The organism is Pseudoalteromonas sp. CST2, from assembly GCF_028599385.1.
GTDB lineage: Bacteria > Pseudomonadota > Gammaproteobacteria > Enterobacterales > Alteromonadaceae > Pseudoalteromonas > Pseudoalteromonas atlantica.
Map to the genome: position 1 here is coordinate 19667 of NZ_JAQREO010000001.1, position 22158 is coordinate 41824.

Annotated in this window: 17 protein-coding genes and 1 tRNA gene; 12 read left to right on the forward strand and 6 right to left on the reverse strand. The window is 40.1% G+C overall.

Going from position 1 to position 22158, the window contains the following annotated elements; genetic code table 11:
- The first annotated feature begins 43 nt into the window (after window positions 1-43).
- From hflK to PSH41_RS00115, 4 genes are all read left to right on the forward strand, one after another.
- Window positions 44-1216, forward strand: a complete 1173-nt coding sequence (hflK, locus tag PSH41_RS00100) for an FtsH protease activity modulator HflK (protein ID WP_004587663.1) — start codon at window positions 44-46, stop codon at window positions 1214-1216.
- A gap of 5 nt (window positions 1217-1221) precedes the next feature.
- On the forward strand, window positions 1222-2100 hold the full coding sequence (gene hflC / locus PSH41_RS00105) for a protease modulator HflC (protein WP_004587662.1): 879 nt from the start codon (window positions 1222-1224) through the stop codon (window positions 2098-2100).
- Between the two features lie 216 nt (window positions 2101-2316).
- Entirely contained in the window at window positions 2317-3630 is a 1314-nt protein-coding gene (locus PSH41_RS00110) for an adenylosuccinate synthase (protein WP_004587661.1), read from the forward strand.
- 112 nt (window positions 3631-3742) lie between these two features.
- The gene (locus PSH41_RS00115) at window positions 3743-4381 is read left to right on the forward strand and encodes a tetratricopeptide repeat protein (RefSeq protein WP_029772606.1); all 639 of its coding nucleotides are present in this window, start codon (window positions 3743-3745) and stop codon (window positions 4379-4381) included.
- A gap of 81 nt (window positions 4382-4462) precedes the next feature.
- Here the strand turns inward: PSH41_RS00115 and PSH41_RS00120 are convergent, their stop codons facing one another.
- Complete coding sequence (locus PSH41_RS00120; RefSeq protein WP_024031470.1) at window positions 4463-6313, reverse strand: cation:proton antiporter; 1851 nt, start codon at window positions 6311-6313, stop codon at window positions 4463-4465.
- 851 nt (window positions 6314-7164) lie between these two features.
- Here PSH41_RS00120 and proB point away from each other — a divergent pair.
- Both proB and PSH41_RS00130 read left to right on the forward strand, forming a co-directional pair.
- Window positions 7165-8271 (forward strand): glutamate 5-kinase, encoded by a 1107-nt coding sequence (gene proB / locus PSH41_RS00125; protein WP_004587658.1) that lies wholly within the window; start codon window positions 7165-7167, stop codon window positions 8269-8271.
- On the forward strand, window positions 8268-9515 hold the full coding sequence (locus PSH41_RS00130) for a glutamate-5-semialdehyde dehydrogenase (RefSeq protein ID WP_096042391.1): 1248 nt from the start codon (window positions 8268-8270) through the stop codon (window positions 9513-9515). The genes proB and PSH41_RS00130 overlap by 4 nt, the downstream gene beginning before the upstream one ends.
- Before the next feature lie 45 nt (window positions 9516-9560).
- Here the strand turns inward: PSH41_RS00130 and PSH41_RS00135 are convergent, their stop codons facing one another.
- From PSH41_RS00135 to PSH41_RS00150, 4 genes are all read right to left on the reverse strand, one after another.
- Window positions 9561-11786, reverse strand: coding sequence for a two-component system response regulator (locus tag PSH41_RS00135; RefSeq protein ID WP_096042390.1), 2226 nt, complete (start codon window positions 11784-11786; stop codon window positions 9561-9563).
- A gap of 57 nt (window positions 11787-11843) precedes the next feature.
- Window positions 11844-15062: an ATP-binding protein gene (locus PSH41_RS00140; RefSeq protein WP_273589328.1), complete on the reverse strand. Its 3219-nt coding sequence runs from the start codon at window positions 15060-15062 to the stop codon at window positions 11844-11846.
- Window positions 15062-16324 carry an ABC transporter substrate-binding protein gene (locus PSH41_RS00145; RefSeq protein WP_273589329.1) on the reverse strand — a complete coding sequence of 421 codons (1263 nt, stop codon included), beginning with the start codon at window positions 16322-16324 and terminating at the stop codon, window positions 15062-15064. The genes PSH41_RS00140 and PSH41_RS00145 overlap by 1 nt, the downstream gene beginning before the upstream one ends.
- Before the next feature lie 154 nt (window positions 16325-16478).
- Window positions 16479-16554: transfer RNA gene (locus PSH41_RS00150), tRNA-Ala, on the reverse strand.
- Window positions 16555-16718: 164 nt separating this feature from the next.
- On the opposite strand from PSH41_RS00150, the gene PSH41_RS00155 reads away from it, so the two are divergent.
- Complete coding sequence (locus PSH41_RS00155) at window positions 16719-17120, forward strand: hypothetical protein (RefSeq protein WP_024031465.1); 402 nt, start codon at window positions 16719-16721, stop codon at window positions 17118-17120.
- 1 nt (window position 17121) lies between these two features.
- Window positions 17122-17622 carry a prolyl-tRNA synthetase associated domain-containing protein gene (locus PSH41_RS00160; RefSeq protein WP_273589330.1) on the forward strand — a complete coding sequence of 167 codons (501 nt, stop codon included), beginning with the start codon at window positions 17122-17124 and terminating at the stop codon, window positions 17620-17622.
- On the opposite strand, the gene PSH41_RS00165 is transcribed toward PSH41_RS00160, so the two are convergent.
- Window positions 17589-18734 (reverse strand): MFS transporter, encoded by a 1146-nt coding sequence (locus tag PSH41_RS00165; protein ID WP_273589331.1) that lies wholly within the window; start codon window positions 18732-18734, stop codon window positions 17589-17591. The two genes, PSH41_RS00160 and PSH41_RS00165, sit on opposite strands and share 34 nt — an antisense overlap.
- A gap of 199 nt (window positions 18735-18933) precedes the next feature.
- Between PSH41_RS00165 and PSH41_RS00170 the strand changes: the two genes are divergently transcribed.
- From PSH41_RS00170 to PSH41_RS00185, 4 genes are all read left to right on the forward strand, one after another.
- A complete protein-coding gene (locus PSH41_RS00170; protein WP_004587650.1) occupies window positions 18934-19473 on the forward strand; it encodes a DUF2058 domain-containing protein in 540 nt (179 codons plus the stop codon).
- 160 nt (window positions 19474-19633) lie between these two features.
- The gene (locus PSH41_RS00175; protein WP_273589332.1) at window positions 19634-19957 is read left to right on the forward strand and encodes a c-type cytochrome; all 324 of its coding nucleotides are present in this window, start codon (window positions 19634-19636) and stop codon (window positions 19955-19957) included.
- A 166-nt stretch (window positions 19958-20123) separates the two neighbouring features.
- Window positions 20124-20891 (forward strand): class II aldolase/adducin family protein, encoded by a 768-nt coding sequence (locus tag PSH41_RS00180; RefSeq protein WP_024031462.1) that lies wholly within the window; start codon window positions 20124-20126, stop codon window positions 20889-20891.
- 25 nt (window positions 20892-20916) lie between these two features.
- Window positions 20917-22092 carry a mandelate racemase/muconate lactonizing enzyme family protein gene (locus PSH41_RS00185; RefSeq protein ID WP_054983246.1) on the forward strand — a complete coding sequence of 392 codons (1176 nt, stop codon included), beginning with the start codon at window positions 20917-20919 and terminating at the stop codon, window positions 22090-22092.
- Window positions 22093-22158 lie beyond the last annotated feature (66 nt).

A 22158-nucleotide genomic window follows, 5' to 3' on the forward strand; every position in this document is an offset into this window, starting at 1 on the left:
AACACAATTTCCTAATTTATTTAGATAACAATGGAGTATAGCTATGGCCTGGAATGAACCGGGTAATAATGGCAATGACAAAGATCCGTGGAACAATAAAGGCGGACGTGATCAAGGCCCACCTGATTTAGACGAGGTGTTCCGTAAGTTTAGCAACAAGTTAGGCGGCATATTTGGCGGAAAAAAATCCGGCAATAATAGTGGCGGTGGACTTGGCGGAGCCGGTATTTCATTTATCCTCATTATCGCCGCAATTGTGTGGGCGTTAAGTGGTATTTATACGGTTAAAGAGGCCGAACGTGGTGTGGTACTGCAATTTGGTAAGTATGACCGTATTGCAGAGCCAGGCCTACGCTGGAAAATGACCTTTATTGAAACGGTTATTCCGGTAGATATTGAAGCTGTACGTTCATTATCTGCATCAGGGTTTATGCTAACGGAAGATGAAAACGTAGTAAGCGTTGAGTTTGAAGTGCAATACCGTGTTATTGACCCGTACCTTTACAAGTTTAGCGTAACTAATGCTGATAACAGCTTAGAAGAAGCGCTTGATAGCGCGTTACGTTACGTTGTTGGCCATGCAAAAATGGACCAAGTACTGACTAATGGCCGTGAAGTTGTTCGTCAAAATACGTGGGATGAGCTTAATAAAATCATCGAACCGTATAACTTAGGTTTAATTGTGACCGATGTGAACTTTAAAGATTCACGTCCACCAACTGAAGTAAAAGATGCATTTGATGACGCTATTGCCGCACAAGAAGATGAAGAGCGTTTCATCCGTGAAGCAGAAGCGTATGCACGTGAAATTGAACCGCGCGCGCGTGGTCAAGTAACACGTATGACGCAAGAAGCAGAAGGTTATCAAGAACGCATTACACTTGAAGCACAAGGTGAAGTGGCTCGTTTTGAAAAGCTATTACCTGAGTACCAAGCAGCTAAAGAAGTAACGCGCGAACGTTTATACATTGATGCTATGGAAGAGGTGCTTAGCAGCAGTTCTAAAGTCATTGTTGATGTTAAAGGCGGTAACAACATGATGTACTTACCACTTGATAAAATTATGGAAAAGCAAGGCACTGCAACACGTGTAGCTTTACCAAGCTCAAGTGATATTCAAGATTTACGCAATAAAGTAAATACATCACGAAATAGCACTGTGAATAGCGGTAATGACCGTTTTAACAGCGATCGCTTTAACAATAACGGGAGATAAGCGTAATGAAAAACTTTAGTTTAGTCATACTATTAGCTGCCATTGTTATGTCTTTCTCTGCGGTATTTGTAGTACCAGAAGGGCAAAAAGCGATTGTGTTGCTATTTAGCAAAGTTGAAAAAGACAGTGAAGACAAAGCCGTTGTATACAGCCCAGGCCTTCACTTAAAAGTACCATTTTTTAGCCAAGTACGTCGTATTGATGCACGTATTCAAACGCTAGATGGCACGCCAGACCGCTTTGTAACAAGCGAGAAAAAAGACTTAATTGTTGATTCGTTTGTTAAATGGCGCGTAAACGACTTTAGCGCATTTTACCTTCGTGCTCGTGGTGATAAGCAATACGCTGAAACACTACTAAAGCAAAAAGTTAATAATGGTCTGCGTACTAACTTTGGTACGCGTACCATTCGCGAGATTGTATCGGGTGAGCGTAGTGAGCTAATGGAAGAGGCGTTAGTACAAGCTTCTGAAAGTGCGCGCGAGTTAGGTATTGAAGTACTTGATGTGCGTGTTAAGCAAATTAACTTACCACAAGAAGTGAGTAGCTCTATTTACCAACGTATGCGCGCTGAGCGTACAGCTGTTGCAAAAGAGCACCGCTCGGAAGGTCAAGAAAAAGCGGAAACTATTCGTGCAAATGTTGACCGCCGTGTAACGGTAATGCTTGCTGATGCAGAGCGTAATGCGCGCTCAGTACGTGGTCAAGGTGATGCAGAAGCTGCCGCTATTTATGCTAAAGCATACAACAAAGATCCAGAGTTCTTTGGTTTTGTTCGTTCTTTAGAGGCGTATAAAAAGACCTTTAAAGATAAACAAGATGTTATGGTACTTTCGCCAGATAGTGACTTCTTTAAATATATGAAAGGCGCTGCAGCGCAATAAGCGATGCCTTAATCATTCAAAAAGTTATAAAGCCCCGCCTATGCGGGGCTTTTTGTTAAGCATAATTTAAAACTTTAAATTACTGTTATATATGTGGTTATTTAAAAAGTGTGATGGCCTAAAAAATACGCGCAGAAAAAATAAGCTGAACAGGGGTGATCTTTACTTCCGTTTTCTGGTAAAATCTCGTCCTAATTTTCTCGAAGTGAATTTACAATGGGTAAAAACGTTGTTGTATTAGGCACCCAATGGGGTGACGAAGGTAAGGGTAAGGTTGTTGATCTCCTTACAGACAAAGCATCTTTAGTAGTTCGATACCAAGGCGGCCACAATGCGGGCCATACTTTAGTTATTGACGGTGAAAAGACAGTTCTACACCTTATTCCATCGGGTGTATTACGTGACAATGTTAAATGTGTGATTGGTAATGGTGTGGTTTTATCACCAGAAGCGCTAATGAAAGAAATTGGCATGTTAGAAGAGCGTGGCGTACCTGTACGTGAGCGTCTTTTAATTAGTGAAGCATGTCCGTTAATTCTGCCTTTCCATGTTGCATTAGATGTAGCTCGCGAAACTGCTCGCGGCGACAAGCCAATTGGTACAACTGGCCGTGGTATCGGTCCTGCGTACGAAGATAAAGTAGCCCGTCGCGGTTTACGCGTAGGTGACTTATTCAATCCAGAATTATTCGCAGCTAAACTAAAAGAAGTACTTGAATACCATAACTTCACTTTAGTTAATTACTACAAAGTAGATGCTGTTGATTTCCAAAAAACGTTTGATGATGCAATGGCTGTTGCAGACATCTTAAAAGCAATGGTTGTTGATGTAACTGAGCTTTTAGATCAAACACGTTTGGCGGGCGAACACATTTTATTTGAAGGTGCACAAGGTACATTACTTGATATCGATCACGGTACTTACCCTTATGTAACCTCTTCAAACACCACTGCTGGTGGCGTTGCGACTGGTGCTGGTTTTGGTCCATTAAACCTTGATTACGTGTTAGGTATTATTAAAGCGTACACTACACGTGTTGGTTCTGGTCCTTTCCCTACAGAGCTTTACGATGGCCTTGAAAAACAAGACCCAGTGGGTAAGCACTTAGGTGATAAAGGTCATGAGTTTGGCGCGACAACAGGTCGTTTACGCCGTACTGGTTGGTTAGATGCTGTGGCAATGCGCCGCGCAGTTCAAATCAATAGCATCTCTGGTTTTTGTTTAACTAAGTTAGATGTTTTAGATGGTTTAGAAACGCTTAAAATCTGTACTGGTTACCAGCTTGAAGATGGCACAGTGACTAATGTAACGCCATTAGCTGCTGAGGGTTACGAGAAAGTAACACCAGTATATGAAGAGATGCCAGGTTGGTCTGAAAACACAGTTGGTGTAACTAGCCTTGAAGGCTTACCAAAAGCTGCGATTGACTACATCAAGCGTATCGAAGAAATCACAGGTGTACCTGTTGATATTATTTCTACCGGCCCAGATCGTGTAGAAACAATGGTACTTCGCAACCCGTTTGCTTAATCACCATTAGTTTAAAAAAAAGCTGCTTTTTGCAGCTTTTTTTATGCCTAAAATTCACCTTGGAACGATCTTTGTATATTATTTGATAAGTTTTATTTTATACGTGGTAAACATGCGCCTATCTACCTGTAACACTTTTCTAGCGTCTTTGCTCACTCCGTTACTTTTATCTATAAGTAGCAATGTGTTAGCTGAAGAAACGCCCGCTGCGGTGCCGCTTTATACCGAACCGGAGCTGATTGCACTAATAAATAAAAATACACATTTGCAGCGTGTAAAGGCAGACGATTGCCAATTAGTACAAGATATAGAGGCAAGGGCCAATAAAATGGCGCTGCCATCTTACCAATTTTTATATGGCGATATGCTGGCATATAACGTGTGTGTTGAGCGCAATGTGGAATTAGGTGTGTACTACATGCGTAAAGCGGCTGAACAAGGCTTAGCGGCAGCATTAGAGCAGCTTGGACGTTATTACGACACGGGTCGCTTAGTGCAGCAAGATAAAGCTATGGCCATTACCTACTTACGAGAGGCCTCAGCGCAAGGGAACTTAAAAGCACAGCTAAGGCTGGTTAAGCTTTTTAATGCAGGCTACGGAAGCCCACGTGACTTTGAAGATGCGTATCGGTGGTTATTCAATGCCATGGTGGCAGATAAAGCAACCCATAAAAAAATTGAGCGTGCGCTTAGCTTACTCGCTAAAAAAATGCCCGATAGTGTTGTTGCCCGCGCGAGATTACCCATGTAAGTGCCGATAACGCACGCTATTTTTATAAAATAAAAAAGCCCTAATATTTAATTAGGGCTTTTTTGCAATAACTGGAAGAGGTTAGCTCTCTTCTTTATTTTTTGTTTTAGCGGGGTCTTTTAACACCGACATTTTTGGCGGCTGAAGTGCAAAAATACGCTCTCCCTCCTGCGGTGGCTTTTCCATATTACTGGTAAATGGGCGAAGCTTTACTGGCGTATCGTCGTCGTTGTCTTTATCACCTTTTAAAATAAACAACGGGATCGCTTCAGGGTTCATCTCTTGGTATTTTTCCCAATCAAATTCTTCTGAAATACGCGTCGCACTTACTTTACCGCCTTTAGCAATAATACTGCTTAGGCGAGCGTAAGAGCCATCTTCACCAAACAAAATTTGTCTAGATAGGAATGTTGCACTGTCTTTGTTCGCTTTAGCATGCGATGTAGAGGAGCGCAGTGAAAATACATTTTTTTCATTCAACAAGTGAGAAAAATATTGTACACCAAGCGCATTATGGTGGCGGTTTGGTGAAAGTGCTAATACCGTTCTTATTGTTGTGAGCGGCAAGTAACGCTCAGCATGCTCTGATTGTGGGTTACCATAATAACAGGCAAGGCCGTCCATACGAGCCATTTTACAGTTCTCCCATGCGGGGTCTGATAGATGAACAGGAATGCTTTGCTCTTGTAAGCCTTTACCTATAGCGCGAGATACATGGTTTGCACCAATAATCAGTATGGTATTTGGAGAAGGTTGGCGCACGCCCAATAGTTTAGCAACAGGAATAGCGGTTAAGCTTTGCAATACCACAGTGATGATAATAACGGTAAATATTAACGGCACCATTTTTTCTGCATCAGCTACGCCAGCTTCCATCATACTTAGCGCAAATACCGAGCCAACAGCAGCTGCAACAATACCTCTAGGGGCTATCCACGATAGCACCAAGCGCGATTTCATTGGCAGGTCAGTACCAAAAGTAGATATGGCAATACACAATGGACGCGCTATAAATAACACCACTGCAAGGAATATAAATACGTCGCTGTCTAACATCATCAAGTCAGAAAGCTGTAGCCGTGCAGCAAGTAAAATAAACAGTGATGATATTAAAATCATCGATAAGTCTTCTTTAAACTCAAGTACAGAATCGATTTCTAAATCATTTTGATTAGCAAGCCAAATACCAAATACGGTAACAGCCAATAATCCCGATTCATGACTTAAGTGATTAGATACCGAAAAGCTAATAAGCACCAAGGCAAGTATGCCAAATTTATGTAACTCGAACGGTAGCCATTCACGGCGCATAAGCTGTGTGGTGATCCAGCCCGCAACAACACCGATAGAAAGCCCTACGCCGACTGTTTTAACAAGTGCAACAATAGTGTGGCTAAGCACTTCTCCTTGGCCTACCAGCATGACTGCTTCAAATACAAGCACAGCAAAAAGAGCACCGATTGGGTCAATTACAATGCCTTCCCATCGTAATATACGGTCAATATCTTGTGTTGGGCGCATCGAATTAAGTAAAGGGGCGATTACCGTAGGCCCTGTTACTACTAGTACAGCGCCTAATACTGCAGCCACCCGCCAGTTAAGCTCCAGTAACCAATAGGCACTTAAGCTTATTACCACACAGGTGGTGATCATGCCGATAGAGCACAGGTTACGTACGACCTTACTTATGCCTTTTAACTCTCTAAAGTGCAAAGTAAGGGAGCCTTCAAATAAAATGACAGCCACACTCAGTGACACAACAGGAAATAATAAATCACCCAGTAAAGCATCAGGGTCTAATACACCACTAAACGGCCCTAGCAATAAACCGGTAAGCAATAAGAACAAGATAGCGGGTACTTTAAACGCCCACGCTACCCATTGGGCAAGCACCGAACAAAGTGCGATACCGGCTATATAAATTGCTGACATAAATTAAGAATTCCTTATTTATCACAATGTGAAAAGTATAACTTTTGTTAAATATTAATACAGGGGTATACACGTGAAATGTTTAATATGCTAATAAAATTTTAGCGCTTAATACAAAAATTGTAGGTTAAACTTATTGATTTATTTATAAAAATTGAATTAAAACTCAAAAATAAATATAACTCCTTGATTTTAAATGATTAACTGCTTAGAAGTCAGGCGTAGCTCTACATTAGAGTGATTTTTAGCCTTGATCTTACCCCTTGAAATGTCGTATTATATTTAGAGTTCAAACAATTAGTCATCTAAATATAATTTTGCAAAATAACGGTATGTATTAATACTAGCGTCATATTTGCCCTGTAATAATAGATTTGTACGCTATTTTTACCATTAATTAGTAGCTATTGTATTATTGAATATCTTGGTATGGTTTTTTCAAACAAGTTTATTTAAGCAATTAAGTAAATAAATGTTTGAGTTGAACTATTACTTTCAATGTTTAGCTCCCATCGTGGCGGCTAAATCTCGGTCCTTAAGTCATCACCCTATCTGTTGGTGTATCTGACTTTAGAGGCTCTATGTATGTTGTTAACAAAAAGGCCGCACACAGCTTTTTACAGCGATACATAAACAACACTTTTTATTTTTATATTTAATAGACCTCCATTTATTTTGGTTGGTGCTGTTTCATGTCTTTACAAATCTAAAAGCAATTTTAGGTCGTGTATTTGCGTGCGTTTAAAAAGTGTATAAACAAACAACCTATTCGAAATTGCGTATTTTATACGCAATTACCTAGTTTTAGTTCACACTATGTGAATGCAGATAAAATGGAAAGTTGAGATTTTATGCAAAAGTTAAATTGGCGTCGTATTGTTTTAAAAGTAGGTAGTGCATTAATTGCTCCAGATCAAGATGGGTGCCGTTCACGCTACTTATTAACCATTGCGCAATTTATTGTTCGCTGTCGTGCTCGTGGTATTGAAGTTATTTTAGTATCTTCAGGCTCAGTAGCTGCAGGCTCACACTTATTCCCATCTGACATTCCACGTTCAGTTGTGATGAAAAAAGCGATGGCAGCAGCAGGTCAAACTGAAATGATGGCTATGTGGGATCGCTTTTTCGATTTTCCATCAGCGCAATTATTATTAACCCATGGTGATTTACGTGACCGTGAGCGCTATGAAAGTATTCGCGAAACTATTTTTACTTTGTTAGAGCATGGTGTACTGCCTATCATTAACGAAAATGATGCTGTAACAACGGATGACTTAAAAGTAGGTGACAACGATAACTTATCAGCCATGGTAGCGGCGGCCGCTGATGCAGATGCATTAATGATTTTTTCTGATGTGGATGGTCTGTATGATAAAAACCCAAATTTGCACGACGATGCAGTTTTACTGCCTGAAATAAAATCAATTGATGAGTCTATTTATGCTATGGCAGGATGTGCTACAAGCTCTGTAGGAACCGGTGGCATGAAAACCAAAATTGAAGCTGCCGAAAAAGCAACGTCTCACGGTATTGCTACTTATATTATTAATGGCTTTAAAGAAGAAACCTTTAATAGATTATTGGCAGGTGACAACCCTGGTAGTGTTTTCCTCCCTTATGAAAAACCAATGCAAGAAGCTGTGCACTGGATGACGCATACAGCCAATGAGCAAGGTGAAGTAGTTGTAGATGGCTCGTTTGATGAGTCTCTTGAAGGTGAAAACGGTTGCATACGTGGCGACGAAATAATGGAAGTTCATGGTGAGTTTGCCATTGGCGATACCATTTTAGTTAGAAGCGAGGATGGCACTCGTTTAGCAAAAGCCACCGCAAATTATAGTAGTTGCTTGTTAAGCTTTATTGCAGATAACGAGCAAAGTGAATTTAGCGAAAAAATGCAGGATTCTATTGGTCCTGTTATTTCAGAAAAAGATATCGCATTATTGGAGAAGTCATGAGTTTGATTACGGATATTTCACGCCAGGCAGCAAAAGCTGCAAACACACTTGCTTTACTCGACACCGAGACCAAAAACCAAGTGTTAACCGAAATGGCAGCAGCATTACGCGCAGAAAAAGCATTTATAATTAAAGAAAACGAAAGTGATTTAAGCGCAGCACGCGATAATAACTTAGCCGCTTCGATGATCGACCGCCTAACGCTTAACGAAGAGCGCATTGAAGCAATGGCAGAGGGTATTGAAGTTATTGTAAGTTTAGATGATCCAGTCGGTCAGCTACGCGACATTACAGAGCGCCCAAATGGCATTAAAATACGTAAAATGCGTGTGCCATTAGGTGTTGTATGTATGATTTACGAAGCGCGTCCTAATGTAACTGCGGATGCAGGCGCATTGTGTTTTAAATCAGGTAATGGTGTTATTTTACGCGGCGGTAAAGAAGCCCTTAAAAGCTCGCAAGCCATTGCAAGTGTAATGCACGGTGTACTTGAAAAACATAACTTACCTAAAGCGCTGATCTCAGTTATTCCTGATCCAGACCGTGCATTGCTTATGGAACTAATGCAGCAACGCGAAAGTATTGATTTAATCATCCCTCGTGGTGGCGAAGGCTTAATTAACTTTGTTACAAAAAACAGTACTATTCCTGTTATTCAGCACTTTAAAGGGGTGTGTCATTTATACGTAGATAAAGATGCCGACTTAGAGGTTGCACTTAATTTACTATTAAATGGTAAAACACAGCGCACAGGCGTATGTAATGCGCTTGAAGGGCTAGTGGTTCACCAAGACGTTGCTGATGAATTTTTAAATTTATGTGCCGTTGTATTGCGCCAAGAAGGTGTGAAAATTAATGCAGATGAGCAAGCCGCAAAATACTTCGATAATGCTACAGTACTTGCTGATAATGAATTTGGTGAAGAATACTTAGATTTAGAGATTGCTATTCGTGTGGTCCCAAGCTTTAGTGCTGCTGTGGAGCATATTGCTCAATTTGGTTCAAACCACACTGAGGTTATTTGTACTAGAAACGATACTGCGGCTGAGCTTTTCCAACGCAGTGTTGATGCATCGGTAGTAATGGTAAATGCATCATCGCGTTTCTCAGATGGCTCGCAATTAGGCTTAGGTGCCGAAATTGGTATAGCTACAACTAAACTACATGCTTATGGTCCTATGGGGCTTGAGTCACTTACAACTGAAAAGTATTTAGTTAATGGCGAAGGCCAAGTACGTAAGTAATATACTTCACATATAAAAAACGCCGATTGTTTAATCGGCGTTTTTTTATGCATTTTGCAAAGTATGGTTTAGTTTTTCTAACCAGCTTTCTAATGGCTCAGGCCGGTGCAGATGGTATCCTTGTAGTATAACCTCAGGGTACTCTTGTAATAAGTCAAAGTGCGATTGATTCTCGACTCCTTCCGCTACCACTTCTAATTGAAACAACCTGCCAAGGCTGACAATCATATCAATAATTAATTTATCGTTGTTATTAGTGGGGGCTTCAAGCACAAATGAGCGATCTATTTTTAGCTCATGAATAGGTAACTGTTTTAAGTAGGTTAAACTTGAGTAGCCCGTGCCAAAGTCATCTATTGATACACGTACGCCTAGCTTTTTAAGGTAGTGTACGGCTTCAATGGCCGCTTCCATGTGATTAAGTAGCGTTCCCTCTATTATCTCAATGGTGAGTTGCTGAGGATTAATATCAACACTCTTAATTTGCTCGCTCATAAAGTTTAAAAATCGCGGTTCATGAAAATGTCGACCGCTTATATTTACCGAAATATTCAAACTTGGGTGACTGTATTTAAGCTTGGTAAGTAAATTAAGTGCATTAGTCGTAACCCAGCAGTCTAATTCAAAAATAATATCTGATTCTTCAGCTATTGATATAAACTCACTTGGGCTTATAAAGCCTTTTTTAGGGTGCTCCCAGCGCAGCAGTATTTCTGCGCCTTTTAACGTTTGCTTACTATCAAATTGCGACTGTAAAAATATGGATAGCTCATTTTGCGGGATAGCTTTTCTTAAGTCTTGTTCAATTTCAAAGCGTCGTTTAGCTTGCTCGCCAAATGTGGTATCAAAAAAAGTAACTCTGTTTCCGCCTTTTTCTTTGGCTTTATAGCAGGCTGCTTCACAATTTCTGATTGTCTCAATAGCACTTTCCCACACATCGTCACGCGGGAAAATATAAGTGCCTATACTAATTGTTAAGCTAACCTCTTGCCCATCAACCTCAAAAGGGCGGTTGACTACGTTTAAAAGCTCTTGCGCTTTGTTTTCGGCGATTGATTGCGCACGAGTACGCCCAATTCCTTTATCTACGCTACATAAGGCTGCAAATTCATCACTGCCTAAGCGTGCAATAATATCTTTTTTATCTACATTGGCATGAATACGCTGAGCAAGCTCCTTTAAAATATTATCCCCTGCTAAAAGCCCTAAGCCATCATTAATAGAGTGAAAGCTGTCAATGTCGATAATATAAATATAGGCACATGTTTTATTGCTACTGCACTCTTGCAGTTGTTGCTCTAACTGTTTTAAAAAGCCATTACGGTTAGGCAATTTAGTAAGCTCGTCATGCCAAGTTAGGTAATCTATGCGCTCTTGCGTTACTTTTACGCTTGAAATATCACTAAAAACGCCAATGTAGTGAATATTGGTATCTTGCTCGCTCTTTACCTTACTAAGCGTTAATAGCTCAGGGTATAGCTCGCCATTTTTTCTTCGTGTTACAAGCTCACCGCTCCAGTAGCCCGCTTCGTTAGCGTGTTTCCACACTTCATCAAAGCTAATACTTGGGTGATTATTTTGTTTGATCTCTTTTAAATCCATTTCCAGCGATTCGGCTTCGCAATAGCCGGTAATTCTACAAAATGATGGATTAACCGCGATAATCTTGCCATCGCTATTAGTAATTACAACACCATCGGCGGTACTGGTAAGTGCCTGGTAAAATAACTTTTGCTTAGATGACAGCTGCTTTAGCTCTTCCTCGCGTTGGCTTAACTCTTTTGCAAGAGCTTCTATTTCGAGTAATTTGTCGTGTAAGTCAAAGTTTTTTTCAATGAGCCTGTCTAGCATGCCTTGCGAAGTAATATGTGTACGTATACGCGCTCTTACCAAAGCTAATTTGTAGGGTTTATGAATATAATCAATGGCACCCATTGCAAAGCCTTTCTCTTCAGACTCTTCTTCAGTAAGTGCGGTGACAAAAATAATGGGAATGCCTTTGGTATTTTGTTTAGCTTTTAATCTTTGACATACTTCATAGCCATCCATGCCTGGCATCATAATATCGAGTAAAATTAAATCTGGGCGCGTGGATTCAACAAACACAAGCGCTTGTTCGCCACTTGTTGAAATGCGTACATCGTAGTCTGCAAGTAAGCCTTCAACTAATACATGTAGGTTGCTAGGTTCGTCATCAACAATGAGTATCAAAGGCTTTCGCGGTTGAGTTACTGCAGTTTCATTATTGTTAGCGAGAAAGGTTGAATGCACACTAAATCCTTATTCTTTAATAACCCCTTAAAGTTAGTTTATAGTTGCCATAATTGTCTAGTTTTTATAGTTATTTCTGTATTTATCAATAAGTTTAATCACTAAAGCGTAGTTAAAATTATCTATTGCCTCTTTTAGCTTGAACAATGGATGGGAATGTTCGAATTTTTGAAGCGCAATTTCTCTAATTAATTTACTAGGAATAGGGCGGGCAGATAACGCTAAAGAATAAATTTCATCAATTAATGTATCTGGATTTTGTCCAGAGCTTATAGCTTCTGGCTGATGATTATAGGAGTTTGTTACCAGTAGCTGTCTGACTGCATAAAGTGCTAAGGTCAATTGTTCATTAAAAACACTAAGATCGGTGCATGCGTTACTGCTCAGTTCTAACTCTGCTTTTTTAACGCTTTGCTCTAGTAGCTCTAACCCTAAGGTGCCGGCTAAGCCTTTTAAGTTATGCATCGCTCTAGCTAATGTTTTATGCTCATTATTTTTCAAGTGCTTTACAGCTACCTCCATAAAGTGGCTGTAATCGGTATTAAACTTAGTGAAAATTGAATTAATGAGTTCGTCATTATCTTCAAGATTAGCCCGTGCTACATCGAGGTTTAATGTACTTAAAGTATGGGTTTTTGTTAGATGCTTTTCTATGCTGTCACAAAGCAGACCAAATAATAACGGCTTGACTAAATAGTCATCCATGCCTGCTCGAATGGCGGCTTTCTTATCATTAGAAAATACAGCTGCAGTTACAGCAACAATAGGCGTTGTATATCCCCTTTGACGCAGTATACGCGTCGCTTCTAGGCCATCCATCACTGGCATTTGAATATCCATAAAAATAATATCAATTGCGTTTTCTTCTACTTTAATGAGTGCTTCCTCGCCATTACTTGCAGAGATAACAGTCATATTCATTTTGGTTAATAGTGCTTCAAGAATCTCTTGGTTTACAGGGTTATCATCTACTGTCAGTGCAGTGTAACCGGTAAACTGTGGGTAAGACTCTCCTTCTTTAAGCTGTGTTGAGTCGGGTAATAATAAACGCATTAACTGAGAATCAGTGTGAGTATTACCTATTGTTATAATATCAATATGATCGCTATCGGGGACTGCCTGCGGGTGCTCTTGATCGTTAATGAGTAAAATAAGCAGCAGTTTGTGTTTATTTTTTTGTTTTTGTAAGTACAGTTGCTGCAAAATAAAGTTATCTTTTAGTTCTTTGTGTGACAACGTCATGATCACAATATTAAAAGGGTTACTCGGTTGAGACATTTTTGCAATTGCACGCAACGGCTCTTGGGTAATTTCTGCAGTAATATCAGCGCTACTTAATAACTTAGTGAGTGATTTTATTTGCTCAGTATCGGGACTAATTAGTAAGGCATGCTTTTTAAGCGCTTCTTTGCTCGTCATTTTAAACGGTAGTGTAAAATAAAACTCACTCCCGACGTGGGGTGTGCTGCGTACTTGTATTTCGCCGCCTAGTAACTTGGTTAGTTGCTTACAAATAGTTAAACCTAATCCGGTGCCGCCATATTTACGTGTTGTACTGGAATCGCCTTGGTAGAACGAGTCAAAAATTGAGGCGGTTTGCTCAGGCGTCATGCCTATGCCAGTGTCTTTAATACCAAAGCGTAACTGTATTTGCTGCTCATCTTGTGTTGTGGCCTCAATTGTTACAGTTACTTCACCGCGCTCTGTAAATTTAATGGCATTACCTACACAGTTATTAATAATTTGACTCAAGTGCAGTGGATCGCCCATCAGCTCAAGCCCTGCATCAACATGCAATACAAAATTAAGGCGCAACCCTTTTTGTTTCGCATTTACCGAAAATAAATTTTTTACATTAGAAACAACGGTATGCAAAGTAAATGGGATTGATTCAAGCTTTACTTTGTCAGACTCAAGCTTTGAAAAGTCGAGTACGTTATTAAGTATTTGCAGTAAGTTTTGAGCACTAGAAAACGCTTTATCTGCATAGTGTTTTTGTTTTGCTGGAAGAGCGCTGCTTTGTAATAGCTGCAGCATGCCTAAAATACCGTTCATTGGAGTGCGAAGCTCATGGCTCATATTAGCTACAAAGTCACCTTTCGCTTGGTTGGCATTTTTTGCTTGGGTGATGGCAACTGTAAGCTCTTTATTCATTAATTCCATTTTAGAATTAAGCGCTTGGGTTTCTGCTAGTAGCTCTTTTGTTTGTTTGTTTTTTAAATACAGCGCATTAGCCGCGGTAATAACCGAGTTAATTTCATTTTGATGATGCTCATCACTATTTAGTGTTACTTGCTTTTCATTGCTCATATCATTTAACAGCTTAGTTAATTTCGCAATGGGCTTAATGACAGAGTTAAATATAAAAAAGGTAATTACTATTATGATAACAGTGATCAGCGCGGCAAAAAGGTTGGCCATTTCGGTACTTTTTAATACGTGGTCTCTTAGCTGCTGCTCGGTATGGGTGAGCTTTTGCTTCTCTACATCCCTAATTTTTTCGGCTAGGTAAAGCAGCTCGTTTTCTATTCCTGTTAAAACTACATTTATCGAAAACGTATAGCTACGGGTTAAAATAACTAATTGGCTATACGCTTGCTCAAGCTCGTCAGTATTATTAAGTAGGTTAACATTAGCGGTTTCAATACTCGCCAGTAGGGTATTTAAGTGTGCTAGGTTATCTTGCACATTTTGTGCCTCATCATAATTTGGCTTGTGTAAATAATTGGTTGTTGCTTGTTCTATATTGCTAATAGTTAAAAGGGTATTCACTATTTTATTTTGCTTGCTGGTTAGCGTGTTTTTTTTAAGCTCATTAAGTTGTGCTTTTAGCGCTTCAATAGGGTGTTTGAACTGTGTAATGTACAGCTGCTCTCGTTTGGTTCTGTTAACGACTACGCGATTGAATGTATCTTGATAATTATTTAAGTACTCGTTAAGGCGCTTTATATTGTTTTGATAGTTTTCATCATACTCATTTAAATGTGTACTCAGCGTACCTAAATCCCTTTTTGCAGCATTTAAGTGCATATTAAACTTTTCAATGGTATTGCTATTAGCATGATCTAGATAAGCAATGGCTTGGCTTTGCAAAGAAATCACATCGTTTTCTAAACGGGTAACGGACTCGCTTTGTAATAAAGCTTTGTGCTGCGCATTTTGCAGCTCAAAAAGTGATTTTTGCGAATAATTGAATAGGTAACTTTGCAAAATTAATAAAGTAATTAATACGCATAGGGCAATTATTATTTTTGATTTTATTGAACGGGTTATCATTATCTGCTTATTAACTCATACCATTTTTGTAAGCTGTAATCGTAAGTCGGCATAACGCTATTCCAAACAGCTACATTGCTTAAGCGTTTTAAATAGCTACCACCATTTCGCTGCTCGCCGGCTTTTACTGCGACTTGTTTTTGGGTGTTTAGTAAGTCAACCGTAGTGGGCTTGCCTAAGTACCAGTAATCCCATTCACTTGGTGAAAGCATTGCTTTTGAGCGCTGTGGGTTACTAATGTAATACCCTTGGCGAGCAATAAATGCGCCGGCCCACCCCGAAAGCCACCAGTTCATGTAATCGTATGCGGCATCTTTTTGGTTATTATTAACCTGTGACGATAAGCACATTACCCCATGCCAGCCACGGTAGCCCTCTTTTGGAGCGGCAAATCGCACGTTAACATTTTGACTATTGAGCGCGGCAACAGCGGGGGAAAACATACTTTCTATGTGCACGCGTTGGCTTTTCATAAATTCAACAGACTCTGGCACCGAGTTCCAATAACCTGCAAAATGCCCTTGGCGTTTATAGTCAATTAAAATACTAAATAAACGGTCAAGCTCGGAGCGAGTAATCGCACCAATATCTTTAAATGTTATTAACCCTTTGCTTTGTGCTGCCAAGGCAAGGTCAAATAAGCCAATTGTGGGTGCATTTACAATGCTTACTTTACCTCGGTGGGCATCATCAAGTAACCAGCCCCAACTTTCAGTTTCGTAGGCAATACCAGGTTTTATTTTGGCGGTGTTATAGCCAAAAGAGTCAACATTATGTACATAGGGCAAAAAGCTAATGTAATCGCTTTCGTTTGCGCTTAGTGTGCCGTCCTCTTGTACATTGAGTAATTTATAGGGAGCGTCGCCTGCACCTAATTTTGCATCCGGGGTGAGCTTCCCCGTTTTGGTAAGAGAATTTATTTCATTAAAGTAGGTTAGCCGTTTTTTTTCTATGGGCTGAATAGACCCCGCCCGCCAAAGTACATTAATACTGTTTGACCATTGCTCGTATAAATCAAATGCGCCAGGGTCCATGGAGGCTTTTTGTAATACGGCAGCACTACCTGCAGGGGAAAATTCTATATTTATGCCTAAATCAAGCATTGCTTGTTTACGAATGGCTTCTTGTAGCGTTACATGTGTTCCTAAGACTCTTAGGGTTACTTTTTTTCGGGCAAACACATATGGTACATGAGTAACTACACCCGCGGTTAAACCGATGACAGCGAGCTTTTTTAACGTGGTGCGTTTAGGGGTATCCATTGTTTAAGCCAAAAGTATGATTGCTACAGATGAGATAATTTATAGCCAACAAAGACTAAACAAACAAGGAATGCGCAAATATAAAAGTTATTTTGTAGAAGATAAAAGAATAATAAGGCGATGAAAAATAGGAAGCAATAGAAGAGTAGGAAAGTGGTGGAGCTAAGCAGGATCGAACTGCTGACCTCCTGCGTGCAAGGCAGGCGCTCTCCCAGCTGAGCTATAGCCCCACATTCCTAAATTACATAGTTGTAATTACTTGGCTGCTGAGTTCCAAGCGGGGTGAACTTTAAATATTTTTATAAATTTGGTCAAGTATTTTTTAGCAATATTTAACTGTTATCGTTTATTTTTGATAGACTCGAGAAAAATACCTCGCGAAACGACAAAAACAATGAAAAAAAGTATCTGTATACTTGCTTTGTTACTTGCAGGGTGTGCAAGTAATGAAGCGCCTCCTTATGAAATAAATAACAAGCAGTTTTATGAGAACGTGGATGAGCAAGGTAACAAAATATTTGCTTATGTTGTATCGGTAAAGGCTGAGCATCGCAGTAACATAAACTTAAATAACGGCGGGCGAGGCGAAAAAAGACCGAGCCGCTCTGATGTAAAACGTTACATAGAACAAGAACACTTCGAAGACTCTAGTGTGTTAAAACTTAAGCTTGAGGATGAAGCCGTCAGGTTTTTAAACGAAACCCTCAGTGAAAATAACTATTGTGAAAATAAACACGAAATTACACAAGTGCTATGGCGTGACTTAAGTGTGCAGCTAAGAGGGCGTTGTTTGTAGTATGTTGGCCGATAAAGTAAAGCTTGCGCAGTTGTTAGCGCAATTAGGTATAAATTACGATGTAATAGAACACCCTGCGTTACATACCAGTTTAGATGCTGATGCATTTATGGTGGAGCGCCCAGGTACGCGACTTAAAAACTTGTTTTTGCGTGATAACGAGGGCAAAAAACACTTTTTAGTAATTACCGCACACGACAAACAGCTCGATTTAAAAACCCTATCTAAGCAACAGGGGCTTTCTCGGTTGGGGTTTGCCTCTAGCGAGCGGTTAGCACGTTATTTAAAAGTGGCGCCCGGGTGTGTGTCTATGCTTGCTTTAGCAAACGATAAACAAAGCAATGTTACTTTGTGGCTTGATCAAGATATTTGGTTTAACGAGCTGTTTCATTGTCACCCGTTTGAAAACACCCAAACTTGGCTGCTTTCAAAAAATGATTTAAATACCTTTTTTGAGCATACAGGGCATCAGCCTCGGGTAATGTTTTTACCTTCTCGATAGCCTAAAGTGACTAAGACTAAACCAATAAAACACACACTCAGTAAGCAAAGCATAAATGCAGTTTGCCCTGAGTGTTGATAAACAATACCAGGCAATAACGAGCCCAGTGCCCCGCCACTATAATAAAACGATACATACCCGCCATTCGTTACACTTGCAGGCGCTTTGCTAATCTTGTTAACAAGTGGAGCTGCGCTTGAGTGTATAACAAACATAGCAGCACAAAATAACGTAAACGCGATTAAAAACACACTCAGTTGCTGGCTTATAAGTAATACAATGCTTAAGTTATACACGATAAAAACCGCAGCAAGTAAATGCCAAGCTGAAGGCACTTTTTTAGCAAGCCAAGGTGTTGCAATAGATGCTAAAGCACCGATTAAGTAGCCGCTGTACACTAAGCCAATATCGCGTGTGTTTGTAATTAAAAAGGTGTTTTGCAAAATAAACGGTAGGTAATTTAATAAGGCTGCAAAGCAAAAAAACATACAAAAAACGGCGCCATACAATTTTAGTACTGCCGCATCTTTTAGCTGCTTAATATACGTTAACGGCTTAAGTGCTGACTGATTAGATACCACAAAGCCCGTGGGCTTTATACTTATAGCCAGGCCAATAAGCACAATCGAAATAACATAATAAAAACTTTGCCAATGCCATACATCACTAAATAAAGCGGCTAATACTCGGCCAAAGTAGCCCCCAGCTATGGTACTGCCTATGTATAAGGTCATATTTTTTTGTAAGGCATCTGCGCTGTAACGTATACCAATAAAGCTTGTCATCGCGGTAAGCGCGGCAGGTAAGGTTAAGCCTTGTATAAAACGCACCAAAAGTAATAGCTCAAAACTTGGCGCTACTGTAAACAGTATGCAGCTCACTCCTAAAATAAACATAGCAATACGTAAAATAATAAGCGGGTTTTGCTTGGCTAAAAATAGCCCATAAACCAAAGGTGCAATTGCTAAAGGCAGCATGGTGACGCTCATTAAGCTGCCGGCAAGCGCAGGGGGAACGTTAAATTCGCTAGCAAATAAGCTCAATAAAGGCTGAGGTGCGTACAGCACAAAAAATATAAACACCGAGCAAATAAGTAAATGAGCAAAACGCATTGTAAGGCTTAAAACATAAGCTGATAAGTTAGCCAAAGTATATGAAAAATGGCTTATATTTCATAGGTTAAATCATCAACAATTGCGCTAAATCAAAGTGTATATTCAGCCCTTTGCTAGATTAATGCTAATAGCACTGTTATTTGTACTCGTTGGTGATTAAAATAAACCTAATATAAGTTTTTAGTGGAACAAAGCCATGGGTTCATTACAAGACCAATTGCTGCAAGCAGGGTTAACAACATCGCACAAAGCTAAAGTTGCTAAGTCAGAAAAACGTAAGCAACAAAAAAAGCAAAAAAAAGGGGCTACCAGTAACCCAAGCGATCTGCAAAAGCACATACAGCAAACTAAATTAGAGCAGCAAAAAAAGGCTGAAGAACTTAACCAGTCGCGCCAAGAAGAGCTTAAGCAACGTGAGCAAGTTGCTCGTGTTAAGCAAATACTTGAGCACCATAACCAAGACTCTATCCGCGGTGAGCGTACCTTTAATTTTACTTACGATAACAAAGTAAAAGGGATAGATGTAAACGAGAAAACCCAAAAAGCGTTATCGGGTGGTCGTTTAGCTATTTGTGTACTGGAAGGGCAGTTTTACGTACTCGATGATGAGCCGGCGCGTAAAGTCGCAGAAGTTGATGAAAAGTACATTGTTTTTCATGTTGAACCTGAAAACAAACCAAAAGATGAAGACGACCCATATGCAGACTTTGAAGTACCAGATGATTTAGTATGGTAAGTGTCTGTTCAGTATTGTTTGCTAAAGTTAACAACAATGGCTGAAAACGTAGTCATGTTTGTTTGATCGCCTAACGTAAATTGATACGTATGCTTTTTACTAGATTGTTTACTACAATCAATAGACTATTTTCTAACCGTCAAAAAGAAGAGTGAATATAATGAGCAAGATGAAAGCACTAATAGTAGGCGCGGGTATTAGTTTAGCCGCAAGTTTTTCGTTTAACGCCGCCGCTGCTGATGGCGAAGCCCTTTACACCCAAAAAATGTGTCAAACATGTCACGGTGCAGAAGGTAAAGCACCTATTATGGGCGTATACCCTAAAATTAATGGTCAAAACAAAGACTATTTAGTGGCCCAAATGAAAGATATTAAATCGGGCGCGCGTAGCAATGGTATGACTGCCGCAATGAAAGCAATGGTTGCAACGGTAACGGACGAAGAGTTTGAAGCAATTGCTGACTACCTTTCAAAGGTAAAATAAAGCACCGCGTTTAAAAACGTATTATCGTTTTAAATTAAAGCGCAGCGTAAACAGCCACACAATTGTGTGGCTGTTTTGTTTGTGTTTGCTATAAAATTAATACTGCTTTAGACTTCTAAACATCTATTCGTACTTGTGTTGTTGTACGTATTTTAAAAGGCTGATTATGATTGATTTACCCCAACTAGATTTAAAAAATAAAGTGTCGGAGCAAGAGTGGCAATTGCGTGTAGATTTAGCAGCTTGCTACCGATTAGTAGAGCATTTTCGTTGGGGGGATTTAATATACACGCATTTATCAGCACGTTTACCTGGCACTGATCACTACCTTGTAAATGCGTTTGGCTTAACATTTGACGAAGTAACTGCATCAAACCTAGTAAAGGTTGATTTGCACGGCAATATTATTGACGACACCCCCTTTAGCATTAACCCGGCAGGTTTTACTATCCATAGCGCAATTCACGAAGTGCGTGAAGATGCTCATTGTGTTATTCACTTACATACAAAAGAAACCATTGCCGTTGCTACACAAAAAAATGGCCTATTGCCACTAAGCCAATACTCTATGTTTTCGCTCCCTTCACTGTCGTACCATGGCTATGAAGGGCTGGCTGTAAATGATGACGAGCGCAAAGTATTACAAGATGATTTAGGCAATACCAATCATATGCTATTGGTAAATCATGGTGGCTTAACCGTAGGTCCAACCGTAGGCGATGCCTTTATGCGTTTTTATGACTTGCAACGTGCCTGCGAAATTCAGCTTGCATTACAAGCCAGCTCACAAGAGGTTATTCCGGTGCCGCAGCCAATTATCGACAATATTTATAACCAAGCTAATGTGGTACATAGCGGCAGCACAGGTGGGCAATTAGCGTGGCCTGCCATGCTGCGAAAAGCGTACCGCCTTGATCCCAGTTTTGCACAATAGCCTGCGTGGCTAATAAGGAATTTTAATGAAAGTAAATCGCGTAGAAGTATTTGATATTCATTGCCCAGAGCGTCCAGCTTGGACGCCGGTTTTTGTACGTATTCATACCGATGAAGGTATTAGTGGTGTAGGTGAAGCTGGTTTAGCTTACGATTTAGGCCACAGCGCAGCAGCAGCAATGATAAAAGAAATGGCTGATGCTTTTTTAATTGGGCACGACCCGTTTCAAACCGAAAAGTTATGGTCGCGTATGTTACGCGAAAGCTTTTGGGGTTTAGGTGGCGGCCCTGTTGTTTATGCAGCAATGAGCGCCATAGATACAGCACTTTGGGATATAAAAGGTAAAGCACTTGGTTTACCGGTATACCAATTACTGGGCGGCAAAGTAAACGATAAGCTACGTACTTACGCATCGCAGTTACAGTTTGATTGGGACAGCGAATTTAAAGCGTTAGTACAACCGCAAGAATACGCAGAAGCTGCGTTAAAAGCGATTGGCGAAGGTTATGATGCAGTAAAAGTTGACCCTATCCAATACGATAAAGACGGCAATACGTATTACGACCGTACTAAAATAATTTCTCGCGCTGAAATGAAGCTATACCGTGCTCGTATGCAAGCTATACGTGAAGCAGTTGGAGATGAAGTGGATATTATTTTTGAGTGCCACAGCTTACCTGGCGCGACCTCTGCAATACAAATTGGTGAAATAGCCGAAGAGTTTGATTGCATGTACTACGAGGAGCCAGTTAACTACTTAAACCATTCTTTACATGCAAAAGTAGCAGATAAAGTGGCAGTGCCAATTGCAGGCGGTGAGCGTTTATACAACCGCTGGGGTGTGCGTCCTTATTTAGAAGATCAAAGCATTGATGTACTACAACCCGATATCGGTTTATGTGGTGGCTTTACTGAAACTAAAAAAGTATGTGACTACGCCGATATTTTTGATGTGCGTATTCAGGCGCATGTATGTGGCGGGCCTGTTGCTACAGCTGCATCGCTTCATTTAGAAACCGCTATTCCTAACTTCTTGATTCATGAGCATCATACTTATGCCATTAAAAAGTGGAACCGAGAGCTGTGCTTACAAGATCCACAACCAAAAAATGGCTTTTTTGAAGTATCAGAAGAGCCAGGCTTAGGCATTGAATTAAATGATGAGATTGTTATGCGTTCGCAGCGTGTAGAAATTAAATAATTTAAGCTTTATTTAAAGAGCGTTATTTAAATACTATTGTTTAAAGTAAAAGCCGGTAAGTGATAA

What these genes read in the sequence shown, in the direction of transcription:
- hflC (WP_004587662.1), top strand. Translation starts at nt 1,222, where the DNA reads ATGAAAAACTTTAGTTTAGTCATACTATTAGCTGCCATTGTTATGTCT.
- hflK (WP_004587663.1), top strand. Translation starts at nt 44, where the DNA reads ATGGCCTGGAATGAACCGGGTAATAATGGCAATGACAAAGATCCGTGG.
- PSH41_RS00115 (WP_029772606.1), top strand. Translation starts at nt 3,743, where the DNA reads ATGCGCCTATCTACCTGTAACACTTTTCTAGCGTCTTTGCTCACTCCG.
- PSH41_RS00155 (WP_024031465.1), top strand. Translation starts at nt 16,719, where the DNA reads ATGAAAAAAAGTATCTGTATACTTGCTTTGTTACTTGCAGGGTGTGCA.
- PSH41_RS00120 (WP_024031470.1), bottom strand. Translation starts at nt 6,313, where the DNA reads ATGTCAGCAATTTATATAGCCGGTATCGCACTTTGTTCGGTGCTTGCC.
- PSH41_RS00170 (WP_004587650.1), top strand. Translation starts at nt 18,934, where the DNA reads ATGGGTTCATTACAAGACCAATTGCTGCAAGCAGGGTTAACAACATCG.
- PSH41_RS00165 (WP_273589331.1), bottom strand. Translation starts at nt 18,734, where the DNA reads ATGCGTTTTGCTCATTTACTTATTTGCTCGGTGTTTATATTTTTTGTG.
- PSH41_RS00160 (WP_273589330.1), top strand. Translation starts at nt 17,122, where the DNA reads ATGTTGGCCGATAAAGTAAAGCTTGCGCAGTTGTTAGCGCAATTAGGT.
- PSH41_RS00175 (WP_273589332.1), top strand. Translation starts at nt 19,634, where the DNA reads ATGAGCAAGATGAAAGCACTAATAGTAGGCGCGGGTATTAGTTTAGCC.
- PSH41_RS00185 (WP_054983246.1), top strand. Translation starts at nt 20,917, where the DNA reads ATGAAAGTAAATCGCGTAGAAGTATTTGATATTCATTGCCCAGAGCGT.
- PSH41_RS00145 (WP_273589329.1), bottom strand. Translation starts at nt 16,324, where the DNA reads ATGGATACCCCTAAACGCACCACGTTAAAAAAGCTCGCTGTCATCGGT.
- PSH41_RS00180 (WP_024031462.1), top strand. Translation starts at nt 20,124, where the DNA reads ATGATTGATTTACCCCAACTAGATTTAAAAAATAAAGTGTCGGAGCAA.
- proB (WP_004587658.1), top strand. Translation starts at nt 7,165, where the DNA reads ATGCAAAAGTTAAATTGGCGTCGTATTGTTTTAAAAGTAGGTAGTGCA.
- PSH41_RS00130 (WP_096042391.1), top strand. Translation starts at nt 8,268, where the DNA reads ATGAGTTTGATTACGGATATTTCACGCCAGGCAGCAAAAGCTGCAAAC.
- PSH41_RS00110 (WP_004587661.1), top strand. Translation starts at nt 2,317, where the DNA reads ATGGGTAAAAACGTTGTTGTATTAGGCACCCAATGGGGTGACGAAGGT.
- PSH41_RS00140 (WP_273589328.1), bottom strand. Translation starts at nt 15,062, where the DNA reads ATGATAACCCGTTCAATAAAATCAAAAATAATAATTGCCCTATGCGTA.